Source organism: Arthrobacter sp. UYP6 (assembly GCF_040547315.1).
In the GTDB taxonomy this organism is placed as follows: Bacteria; Actinomycetota; Actinomycetes; order Actinomycetales; family Micrococcaceae; genus Arthrobacter_B.
In genome coordinates this window covers 137,777-150,031 of record NZ_JBEPPM010000001.1, presented here as the reverse complement: position 1 = coordinate 150,031, position 12,255 = coordinate 137,777, and the positions used below count along the sequence as shown (strand labels likewise).

General features: G+C 62.7%; 6 protein-coding genes. 5 read left to right on the top strand and 1 reads right to left on the bottom strand.

The features are described 5' to 3' along the window. Positions 1-34: 34 nt before the first annotated feature. Positions 35-409, top strand: a complete 375-nt coding sequence (gene rplL / locus ABIB35_RS00755) for a 50S ribosomal protein L7/L12 (RefSeq protein ID WP_210228028.1) — start codon at positions 35-37, stop codon at positions 407-409. A 215-nt stretch (positions 410-624) separates the two neighbouring features. On the opposite strand, the gene ABIB35_RS00750 is transcribed toward rplL, so the two are convergent. Further along, on the bottom strand, positions 625-1,845 hold the full coding sequence (locus ABIB35_RS00750; protein ID WP_354178073.1) for an acetyl-CoA C-acetyltransferase: 1,221 nt from the start codon (positions 1,843-1,845) through the stop codon (positions 625-627). A gap of 544 nt (positions 1,846-2,389) precedes the next feature. Between ABIB35_RS00750 and rpoB the strand changes: the two genes are divergently transcribed. From rpoB to ABIB35_RS00730, 4 genes are all read left to right on the top strand, one after another. Beyond that, positions 2,390-5,890, top strand: coding sequence for a DNA-directed RNA polymerase subunit beta (rpoB, locus tag ABIB35_RS00745; protein WP_354178071.1), 3,501 nt, complete (start codon positions 2,390-2,392; stop codon positions 5,888-5,890). Between the two features lie 96 nt (positions 5,891-5,986). After that, positions 5,987-9,877, top strand: coding sequence for a DNA-directed RNA polymerase subunit beta' (locus tag ABIB35_RS00740; RefSeq protein WP_354178070.1), 3,891 nt, complete (start codon positions 5,987-5,989; stop codon positions 9,875-9,877). A 166-nt stretch (positions 9,878-10,043) separates the two neighbouring features. Beyond that, entirely contained in the window at positions 10,044-10,823 is a 780-nt protein-coding gene (locus tag ABIB35_RS00735; protein ID WP_354178068.1) for an IclR family transcriptional regulator, read from the top strand. 107 nt (positions 10,824-10,930) lie between these two features. After that, entirely contained in the window at positions 10,931-12,130 is a 1,200-nt protein-coding gene (locus ABIB35_RS00730) for a 4-hydroxybenzoate 3-monooxygenase (RefSeq protein WP_354178066.1), read from the top strand. The last annotated feature ends 125 nt before the right edge of the window (positions 12,131-12,255 follow it).

Sequence of the window (12,255 nt, the reverse complement as noted above, 5' to 3'; positions counted from 1 at the left end):
CTCCGCGCACCACTTATAGGAAGGACGCCACACCATGGCGAAGCTGACCAACGAAGAGCTCATTGCAGCCTTCAAGGAACTGTCCATCATCGAGCTGTCTGATTTCGTCAAGCTCTTCGAAGAGACCTTCGACGTTACCGCTGCTGCTGTTGCAGTTGCCGGTCCCGCCGGTGGCGCTGCAGAAGCCGAAGACGAGCAGACTGAATTCGACGTCATCCTCGAAGCAGCAGGCGACAAGAAGATTGCCGTCATCAAGGAAGTTCGTGCTCTGACTTCCCTGGGCCTGAAGGAAGCCAAGGACGTTGTCGACAGCGCCCCGAAGGCTGTCCTGGAAGGCGCTACGAAGGAAGCCGCAGAGAAGGCAAAGGAAGCCCTCGAGGCTGCCGGCGCCACGGTTACCGTCAAGTAGTAGATTTTCCCTTCGCGGCTCGACGCTGCGCAGACAGAAAAACCCCGTCTCTTGGACGGGGTTTTTCTGTCTTTGGTGGAAAAACTGCACCCGCTGGGGCGTAGTGTTCCCTGAACCACGGACCGCGGCTGGCCTGGTGCCTGCGGCCGCAGCCCTGGCCATCTTTCGCTGAGCACATCTGTCCCGGGCACCGGAGGCGCCCGGGACAGCCAGGATCAGGCCTCTTCGCGGAACAGCAGCAACGCTTCGCCCTGTCCGCCGCCTCCGCAGAGGGCGACGGCAGCCCTCCCGGCGCCCCGCCGCTGCAGCTCAAGGGCGGCGGTGAGTGCCAGTCTGGCACCTGAAGCGCCGATCGGATGGCCCAGGGCAATGGCACCTCCGTAAAGGTTGCACTGCTCCAGATCCATCCCCAGTTCATTGAGGGACTGCACGGCAACCGCGCCGAAGGCTTCGTTGATCTCAATAAAGTCCAGGTCCGAAGTGCTCCAGCCGGCGCGATCCAATGCTGCAAAGACGGCGTTGGACGGCTGGGAATGCAAGGTGTTGTCCGGCCCCGCCACCTGTCCCGGTGCTCCGACCACGGCCAGGACGTCAAGGTTGTTCTCCTCCGCGTAGGCGCGGGTGGTGAGGACCAGTGCCGCAGCGCCGTCGGAGAGCGGCGAGGAGTTTCCCGCTGTGATGGTTCCTTCCGGGTCGAAGGCCGGACGCAGGGCAGCCAGCGTGTCCGGCGTCGTACCGGGTCGGATCCCCTCGTCGGCGGTGAGAACAAGCGGTTCTCCTCGGCGCTGGGGAACGGTGACTGGCACTATCTCTGCCGCGAAGATTCCGGCAGTTACGGCCGCCGCCGCCCGTCGGTGCGAGGCAGCGGCAACTTCGTCCTGTTCCAGCCGCTTGATGGCCAGTTTGGTGTTGCCGCGCTCGGTGGAAATTCCCATGGAGTCGTTGTCAAAGGCGTCGGTGAGGCCGTCGTGCGCCACTGAGTCGAGCGCCGAGATGTTTCCGTAGTTCCAGCCCTGGCGGGATCCCGGCAGCAGATGGGGGCCGCGCGTCATCGATTCCTGGCCGCCGGCCACCACCACTGTGGCCTCGCCGCTGCGGATCAGCCGGGCGGCGTCGATCACTGCGGCAAGGCCGGAGAGGCAGACCTTATTGATCGTGACCGTGGGGACGTTCCATCCGATGCCGGCTTTGATTGAGGACTGACGGGCCGGATTCTGGCCGCAGCCCGCCTGGACCACGTGGCCCATGATGACGGCGTGGACGTCGGCCGCGGGAACCCGGGCCTTTTCCAGGGCGCCCGCTATGGCGAAGCCGCCGAGGTCAACAGCTGTAAAGGGAGCGAGCTGGCCATTCAGGCGGCCCTGAGGGGTACGTGCGCCGCCAACAATGACCACTTCGGTGGTGGCTGCTGCGTCTTGGGCTGGGCGGTTGCTCATGGCGGGAATTCTCTTTCGTCGTTGAAGTCTCAATCGAGCCGTTGATGCGGAAAACCAGCGGGTCGGTGCCGGCGGGGCCAAGATACCGGCCCGCAGTGGGCAGGCTCACCATGCTTGACCTAGGGTACGCCAACGGCGGGAGGGATGGAGGTAGGGATCACATCACCCCGAGCTTCCGCCCATGCCCGGCACGCACAATCCGGGCTTCGTGCTGTAAGGTATCTGTATCCGATGCGTCAGCGGTGCGCCGGTGTTGCCTGTAGCTCCCCGTAATTGTCGCGAACTGGAGATTCAATCCAGAGATTTCCGGCGGGTTGAGTCACGCAGGGTGCAGGGACCGGGTAGACTTGTCTGCCCACAATGCCCTATAGTGGATATTTGCTTCCCTCTCTTAACCTTCAGCCTTCATATAGCGGTGGGCTTTGTCCTGTGCCAGGCAGCGTTTCGCGCGCCCGGCAGGATGCAAGGACGCACGCGGACCAGGTCCGTTTTGTGCAGAGAAGGAGGCGCGAAACACGCCTGAAGGTCTGTGGAAGGATCCCTCTTGGTCGCCTCGAGCACCTCTAATAATGCAACCGCTAACATCCCGGAGAACATCGCTCCCCGGATTTCATTCGCAAAGATTCACGAACCGCTTGATGTTCCCAATCTTCTTGCCCTGCAGACCGACAGCTTTGACTGGCTTGTCGGCAACGAGCGCTGGAAAGCGCGCGTAGAAAAGGCCAAGCAGACCGGGGAGCAGGGCATTGCCACCACTTCCGGCCTGGCCGACATCTTCGAGGAAATCTCTCCGATCGAAGACTTCCAGGGCACCATGTCCCTGAGCTTCTCCGAGCCGGAGTTTGCCGACCCGAAGTACACCATGGCTGAGTGCAAGGACCGGGACGCCACGTACTCGGCCCCTCTGTACGTTAAAGCCGAATTCATGAACAACAACACGGGCGAAATCAAGCAGCAGACCGTGTTCATGGGCGACTTCCCCCTCATGACAGACAAGGGAACGTTCGTCATCAACGGCACCGAGCGTGTTGTTGTTTCCCAGCTGGTCCGTTCACCGGGTGCCTACTTTGAGCGCACTGCGGACAAGACCAGTGACAAGGACATCTACACCGCGAAGATCATTCCTTCCCGCGGTGCATGGTTCGAACTGGAGATCGACAAGCGCGACCAGGTGGGCGTCCGCCTGGACCGCAAGCGCAAGCAGTCCGTCACGGTGCTGCTGAAGGCCCTGGGCTGGACCGAAGGCCAGATCCTGGAAACCTTCGGCGAATACGACTCCATCCGCGCCACCCTGGAGAAGGACCCCACGGAAACCCGCGAAGATGCCCTGTTGGACATCTACCGCAAGCTCCGTCCGGGCGAGCCCCCCACGGTCGAGGCAGCCCAGACTCTGCTGGACAACCTGTACTTCAACCCGAAGCGCTACGACCTGGCAAAGGTTGGCCGTTACAAGATCAACCGCAAGCTGGGCATCGACAAGCCGCTGACGGATTCCGATGCTTCGGTCCTGAACAACGACGACATCGTGGCCATGATCAAGTTCCTGGTTGCCCTGCACGCCGGCGAGAAGACCGTTCCGGGCAAGCGCAACGGCGAGGATGTAGACATCCGCGTTGAGGTCGACGACATCGACCACTTCGGCAACCGCCGCATCCGCGCCGTCGGCGAACTCATCGAGAACCAGATCCGCACGGGCCTGTCCCGTATGGAGCGCGTTGTCCGTGAGCGTATGACCACTCAGGACGTCGAGGCCATCACGCCGCAGACGCTGATCAACATCCGCCCCGTCGTGGCAGCGATCAAGGAGTTCTTCGGAACCTCCCAGCTCTCGCAGTTCATGGACCAGAACAACCCGCTCGCCGGGCTGACGCACAAGCGCCGTCTGTCCGCGCTGGGCCCGGGTGGTCTGTCCCGTGACCGTGCAGGCATGGAAGTCCGAGACGTTCACCCCTCGCACTATGGCCGCATGTGCCCCATCGAAACTCCTGAAGGCCCGAACATTGGCCTGATCGGTTCGCTGGCGTCCTACGCCCGGATCAACGCGTTCGGTTTCATCGAGACCCCGTACCGCAAGGTCATCGACGGCGTTGTCACCGACCAGGTTGATTACCTGACCGCTGATGACGAAGTTGAGCGCACCATTGCGCAGGCAAACGCTCCGCTGCGTGAAGACCAGCACTTCGCCGAAGACCTGGTCCTTGTCCGTGCCCGCGGCGGTTCCGGCGAGCCTGTGCTCGTTGAGCCCGAAGGCGTGGAATACATGGACGTCTCCCCGCGCCAGATGGTGTCGGTGGCTACGGCCCTGATTCCGTTCCTGGAGCATGACGACGCCAACCGCGCCCTGATGGGTGCGAACATGCAGCGCCAGGCCGTGCCGCTGCTCCGTTCCGAGCGCCCTGTTGTGGGTACCGGTATGGAGAAGTACGCAGCCGTTGATGCCGGTGACTCCGTTACCGCCGTCAAGCCCGGTGTTGTCACTGAGGTCTCCGCTGAGCTCGTCACCGTCATGAACGACGACGGCACCGAGTCCAACTACCCGATCATGAAGTTCGCACGCTCCAACCAGGGCAACGCGTACAACCAGCGGGTACTGGTTTCCGAAGGCGCACGCGTTGAGGTCAACAGCATCATCGCCGACGGTCCCTCCACGGACCAGGGTGAACTGGCTCTGGGTAAGAACCTGCTCGTGGCATTCATGTCATGGGAAGGCCACAACTACGAAGATGCCATCATCCTCTCGCAGCGCATGGTCTCCGACGATGTCCTGACTTCCATCCACATCGAGGAGCACGAAGTCGATGCCCGCGACACCAAGCTTGGTGCCGAGGAAATCACCCGTGACATCCCCAACGTGTCTGAGGAAGTGCTCTCCCAGCTGGACGAGCGCGGCATCATCCACATCGGTGCTGAGGTTGAAGCCGGCGACATCCTGGTTGGCCGCGTTACCCCCAAGGGTGAAACGGAACTGACCCCGGAAGAGCGTCTGCTGCGCGCCATCTTCGGCGAGAAGAGCCGCGAAGTCCGCGACACTTCCCTGAAGGTTCCCCACGGCGAGTCCGGAACCGTCATTGGTGTCCGCATCTTCGACCGCGACAACGACGACGAGCTGCCCCCGGGCGTAAACCAGCTGGTGCGCGTCTACGTGGCGCACAAGCGCAAGATCACGGACGGCGACAAGCTGGCCGGCCGCCACGGTAACAAGGGCGTCATCTCCAAGATCCTCCCGATCGAAGACATGCCGTTCATGGAAGACGGCACCCCCGTTGATATCGTCCTGAACCCGCTGGGTGTTCCGGGTCGAATGAACGTTGGCCAGGTCCTGGAAATCCACCTGGGCTGGGCTGCCAAGCAGGGCTGGAAGATCGACGGCAATCCGGACTGGGTCAAGAACCTGCCGGCACTGCCGCGCGAGTCCGGCCCCACCACGGTTGCCACTCCGGTGTTCGACGGTGCCAGTGAGGATGAAATCGTTGGCCTGCTGGATTCCACCGCCGTGACCCGTGACGGCAACCGCCTGATCGGTGCCTCGGGCAAGGCGAAGATGTACGACGGCCGCTCCGGCCAGCCGTTCCCGGAACCCATCTCCGTGGGTTACATGTACATCCTGAAGCTGCACCACCTTGTTGACGACAAGATCCACGCACGCTCCACCGGCCCGTACTCCATGATCACGCAGCAGCCGCTGGGTGGTAAGGCACAGTTCGGTGGCCAGCGCTTCGGTGAAATGGAAGTCTGGGCCCTGGAAGCGTACGGCGCCGCCTACACGCTGCAGGAACTGCTCACGATCAAGTCCGATGACATCCATGGCCGCGTGAAGGTTTACGAAGCCATCGTCAAGGGCGAGAACATCCCGGAGCCGGGCGTTCCGGAGTCCTTCAAGGTGCTCATCAAGGAAATGCAGTCGCTCTGCCTGAATGTGGAAGTACTCTCCACCGAGGGCAACACGATTGAAATGCGTGACTCGGATGAAGAAGTCTTCCGGGCCGCGGAAGAACTGGGTATCGATCTGTCCCGCGCAGAGCCCAGCTCCGTAGAAGAGGTTTAGTCGAGCCGGCCGGTCTGCGTCAGCGGACCGGCCTCCGGCAGCCCCTTCCCGTACCCGAGACATTCAGATTTAGAGAACAAGAGAGAACAGGGACCCATGTCCAACGATTCCACGTTCGGCCTCATGCGAATCGGCCTTGCCACTGCGGATGAAATCCGCGGCTGGTCTTACGGCGAAGTCAAGAAGCCGGAAACCATCAACTACCGAACCCTGAAGCCGGAAAAGGACGGTCTTTTCTGCGAAAAGATCTTCGGTCCTTCCCGCGACTGGGAATGCTACTGCGGTAAGTACAAGCGCGTGCGCTTCAAGGGCATCATCTGTGAGCGCTGCGGCGTCGAGGTCACCCGTGCCAAGGTGCGCCGCGAGCGCATGGGCCACATTGAGCTCGCCGCTCCCGTGACCCACATCTGGTACTTCAAGGGTGTCCCGTCCCGTCTGGGCTACCTGCTGGACCTGGCTCCGAAGGACCTGGAAAAGGTCATCTACTTCGCTGCCTACATGATCACCTCGGTGGACGAAGAAAACCGCCATGCGGAACTTCCGAACCTGCAGGCTGAGCACGACCTGGAGCGCAAGCACCTCGTCGACCAGCGCGACTCCGACATCGCTGCCATCGCCAAGGACCTCGAGGGCGAGATTGCACGCCTTGAGGGTGAAGGCGCCAAGGCAGCGGACAAGAAGAAGGCTCGCGACTCCGCCGACCGCCAGATGGCCAAGGTTCGCCGCGACGCCGACAACAACATCGAGCGCCTCGAGCAGGTCTGGGAACGCTTCAAGAACCTCAAGGTCGGCGACCTCGAGGGCGACGAAGGACTGTACCGCGAACTGCGCGACCGCTACGGCCTGTACTTCGAAGGCTCCATGGGCGCCGAAGCCATCAAGCAGCGCCTTGAAGACTTCGACATGCAGGCTGAGTCCGAGCTGCTGCGCGACATCATCCAGAACGGCAAGGGCCAGCGTAAGACGCGTGCCCTGAAGCGCCTGAAGGTTGTCAACGCTTTCCTGACCACCACCAACAGCCCGCTGGGCATGGTCCTGGACGCCGTCCCGGTCATCCCGCCGGAACTGCGCCCGATGGTCCAGCTCGACGGCGGCCGTTTCGCGACGTCCGACCTCAACGACCTGTACCGCCGTGTCATCAACCGCAACAACCGTCTGAAGCGCCTGCTGGATCTCGGTGCCCCCGAGATCATCGTGAACAACGAAAAGCGCATGCTTCAGGAAGCTGTTGACTCCCTGTTCGACAACGGCCGCCGCGGCCGTCCGGTCACCGGACCGGGCAACCGCCCGCTGAAGTCGCTCTCTGACATGCTCAAGGGCAAGCAGGGTCGTTTCCGCCAGAACCTTCTGGGTAAGCGCGTTGACTACTCCGGCCGTTCCGTCATTGTTGTTGGCCCGCAGCTGAAGCTGCACCAGTGTGGTCTGCCCAAGCAGATGGCGCTGGAGCTCTTCAAGCCGTTCGTGATGAAGCGCCTGGTTGACCTCAACCACGCACAGAACATCAAGAGCGCCAAGCGCATGGTCGAGCGTTTCCGCCCGCAGGTCTGGGACGTGCTGGAAGAGATCATCACCGAACACCCGGTGCTGCTCAACCGTGCACCCACCCTGCACCGCCTGGGTATCCAGGCCTTCGAGCCCCAGCTGGTTGAAGGTAAGGCCCTTCAGCTGCACCCGCTCGTCTGTGGCGCGTTCAACGCTGACTTCGACGGTGACCAGATGGCAGTTCACCTGCCGCTGAGCCCGGAGGCCCAGGCCGAGGCACGCATCCTGATGCTGTCCTCGAACAACATCCTGAAGCCCTCGGACGGCCGTCCGGTGACCCTGCCTTCGCAGGATATGATCATCGGCCTGCACCACCTCACCACCAAGAAGGAAGGCGCAGCAGGCGAGGGCCGGTTCTTCACGACACCGTCCGAAGCTCTGATGGCGTACGACCTTGGTGAGCTGGACCTGAACGCTCAGGTCAGCATGCGCCTGGATGGCTTTGTGCCCTCCGGCGACCGTCCGGCTCCGGAAGGCTGGGAAGAAGGCACTCCTGCCCTCATCCAGACCTCTCTGGGCCAGGTCATCTTCAACCAGACCCTGCCGGCGGATTATCCGTGGGTGGAGAAGGTTGCAGACAAGGGCCAGCTGTCCACGATCGTGAACGACCTGGCTGAGCGCTACCCGAAGGTCATGACGGCGGCAACGCTGGATAACCTGAAGGACGCCGGTTTCTACTGGGCCACCCGCTCAGGCGTCACCGTTGCCATCTCGGACATCTCCGCGCCGATCGACAAGCCGGCCATTATGGAGGTTTACGAAGCACAGGCTGCCAAGGTTGAAAGCCAGTACGGCAAGGGCCTGATCGCCGAAGACGAGCGCCGCCAGGAGCTCATCGACATTTGGAACAAGGCAACGAACGAAGTTGCTGCGGCCATGCGTGCGAACATGCCCAAGGAAAACAACATCAACCGCATGGTGTCTTCCGGTGCTCGTGGTAACTGGCTGCAGGTTCGCCAGATTGCCGGTATCCGTGGCCTGGTGGCCAACCCTAAGGGTGAGATCATCCCCCGCCCGATCAAGTCCTCGTACCGCGAGGGCCTGTCGGTGCTGGAGTACTTCATCGCCACCCACGGTGCCCGTAAGGGTCTTGCCGATACCGCTCTGCGTACCGCCAACTCGGGTTACCTGACCCGTCGTCTGGTGGACGTTTCCCAGGACGTCATTGTCCGCGAGGAAGACTGCGGCACCGAGCGCGGCCTGAACGTCACCATCGCGGTTCCGGACTCCAACGGTGAACTGCAGCTGCACGAAGAGGTCGAGAACTCGGCGTACGCCCGTACGCTGGCCACCGACGTCGTCGACCCCCAGGGCAATGTCCTGGCCAAGGGCGGCGACGATGTGGGCGACGTCCTCATCGCGAAGCTGTTCGAAGCCGGCGTTACCGACATCAAGATCCGCTCCGTACTCACCTGTGAGTCCGCCGTCGGTACCTGTGCACTGTGCTACGGCCGCTCCCTGGCCACGGGTAAGACCGTGGACATCGGCGAGGCCGTGGGCATCATTGCCGCACAGTCCATTGGTGAGCCGGGTACCCAGCTGACCATGCGTACCTTCCACACCGGTGGTGTTGCTTCCGCGGAAGATATCACCCAGGGTCTGCCCCGTATCCAGGAGCTCTTCGAAGCACGTACGCCTAAGGGTGTTGCCCCGATCTCCGAGACCGCGGGTCGGGTCACCATCGAAGAGTCCGACCGCCAGATGCGTCTGGTTGTCACTCCCGATGACGGCTCCGAAGAAATCGCGTACCCGGTCCTGCGCCGTGCCCGCCTGCTGGTTGCCGACGGCGACCACGTTGAGGTTGGCCAGCAGTTGGTCTTCGGTGCGGTGGATCCCAAGCAGATCCTCCGTATCCTCGGCCCGCGCAAGGCACAGGAATTCCTGGTGGACGAAGTCCAGCGCGTGTACCGCAGCCAGGGTGTAGGCATCCACGATAAGCACGTGGAAGTCATCGTCCGGCAGATGCTGCGCCGCGTAACCGTGATCGAGTCCGGCGATTCGGACCTGCTCCCGGGTGAGCTGGCCGAGCGCCGCCGCTTCGAGAACGAGAACCGCCGCGTGGTATCCGAGGGCAAGAAGCCGGCCTCAGGCCGTCCCGAGCTCATGGGTATCACCAAGGCGTCGCTGGCAACCGAGTCCTGGCTGTCCGCTGCTTCCTTCCAGGAAACCACCCGCGTCCTGACGCAGGCGGCTATGGAAGGCAAGAGCGATCCGCTGCTCGGCCTCAAGGAAAACGTCATCATCGGTAAGCTGATCCCGGCCGGAACGGGCCTGCCCCGTTACACCGAGGTCACTGTCGAGCCGACCGAAGAAGCAAAGGCCAATCTGTTCACCGGCCCCAGCGCCTTCAGCGACTTCGACTACGCCGGAGTGGACGGCGGCCTGAGCCCCGAGTTCCATGCCATCCCGCTGGATGACTACGACATGGGCAGCGACTTCCGCTAACCTGCAACGCTGCGGCCGGCCAACCGGCCTGCCGCAGTAAGGAAAGGTCCCGCACCGTTTGGTGCGGGACCTTTCGCCTTTAACGCCGCTGTTCCCTCATGCAGGTGTTCCCTCCTGCGGATGCCCGAAAACCGGGGGAGGGGTGCCGCTGTGCAAGACTCTGTGGATGGCGAATTCCCGTTCCGGAGACACGATGGCCAGTCGAATCGTGCGGATCATTAGTGCCTTTGACGGAACGCACCCCGCCATGCCCGTCAGTGCATTGGCGCGGCGGGCCAACCTTCCCCTGTCCACGGCGCACCGGTTGGTTGCGGAACTCACCGGCCACGGACTGCTGCAGCGTGAACCCGGCGGCGAAATCCGCCTGGGCCTGCGGCTCTGGGAGCTGGCCAGCCGCAGTTCGGCCGCGCTGGACCTCAAAGCAGTGGCCATGCCGTTTATGGAAGACCTCCACGCTGTGGTCCGCCAGCACACCCAGCTGTCAGTGCTCCAAGGTGACGAGGTGCTGTTCATTGAGCGGCTCTCCAGCCGCGGCTCCGTCCTGAACCACGCCAGGGTGGCCGGGCGGCTGCCGCTGCATATTTCCTCGTCCGGAATGATCATGATGGCCCATTCGCCCCGCCATGTGCAGGAAACCTATCTGGAACGTGCAGCCGGGGACGGAGCTTCCGTCCTGCCACTGGCAGCGGATCTGAGGCGGCAGTGGGCGCAGATGCGCCGAGCCGGCTACGCCAGCCTTCCCGGAACCGTTGTGGCCGACACCACGGGCATTGCCGTCCCCATTTTTAGCGCAACGGGCCAGGCCGACGCCGCCCTGGGCGTGGTGGTGCCGACCGGCGCCGAGAACCAGGCAGCCACAGTGCCCGCGCTCATGGCGGCCGCACGCGGCATCTCCCGGGGACTGGGGGTAGCCGCGGATCAGGCAGGCCCACACCACCACGGCTAAGGGGTTCCTTTTCCCATTCAATGGGAATGGCTTATTCAGTGACATGTGCCCCCGCTCACACTGGGAGGCAGGTTTATTACGGGTCTTCGAGGAAGAAGGAGTACTGCATGGGTGCTGTCCGCACGGTTCTGAGAACAAAGGTTGGCATAGTGGGCGGTGGCCCGGCGGGGCTGATGCTCTCGCATCTGCTCGCGGGTGCAGGAATCGAGAACATCGTGGTGGAAAAACGTGATCACGAGACCATCAGGACCACCCAGCGCGCGGGAATCCTGGAACACGGCTCCGTCCGCATGTTGACGGAGGGCGGGGTCAGCAACCGGGTCCTGTCAGAGGGTCACCGGCATGACGGGATAGATCTGCGCTTCGGCGGTGAAAGCCACCGGATCGACTTCCAGGACCTGGTGGGCGAGTCCGTGTGGCTCTACCCGCAGAACGAAGTGTTCGCGGATCTGTCCGCCGCGAGGGAGCGCGACGGCGGCGACGTGCGGTACGCGGTCTCCGGTACCGAGATTGTGGACCTGGAGAGCAACACCCCCAAAATCCGCTTCACCGACGCCGCCGGCAATGACTGTGAAATCCACTGCGAGCTCCTGGTGGGTGCGGACGGGTCGCAGGGGATCTGCCGCCGTTCCATTCCGGCGGGGATCCGCAGCGAAAAGTTCATTGAGTATCCCTTCGCCTGGTTTGGCATTCTGACCCAGGCTCCCGCCAGCGCTCCGGAACTGATCTACGCCAACTCCGATCGGGGATTTGCCTTGATCAGCCAGCGCAATGACAGCATCCAGCGCATGTACTTCCAGGCTGATCCCAGCGAGAATCCCGATGACTGGAGCGAGGAGCGGATCTGGGAGGAGCTGCAGCTTCGGGTTGACGGCCCCGACGGCTTTGAACTCAAGCAGGGTCCCATCTTTGAAAAGACGCTCCTGAAGTTCCGCAGCTACGTCTGTGAGCCGATGCGGTACGGCAATCTGTTCCTGGCCGGCGATGCCGGGCACACCGTGCCACCCACCGGAGCGAAGGGGTTGAATCTGGCACTGGCGGATGTCCGGGTACTGTTCGAGGCCATCGACTCCTACTACTCCACCAAATCCGCGGACCTGCTGGACGGCTACAGTGACCGTGCCCTTGCCCGCGTCTGGCGGGCCCAGAATTTCTCCTACTGGATGACCTCCATGCTGCACACCCGGCCCGATGCCAGCGAGTTTGAACGTAGGCGAACCCTGGGGGAGCTGGAAGGAGTCGTCGCCTCCCGTCACGGCAGCGCCTACCTGGCCGAGGCCTACACCGGGTGGCCGGCCGGGGCGTAACACCGGATTCAAAACCGTGTTCGCATGGTGAACATCTGTACACAGAATGAACATTCGCGTAGGGTGGAGCCATCCTCGGGATGCTCGGCAGCGCTGTGGGCAGGCAGGAAAACATCGAAAGGAAA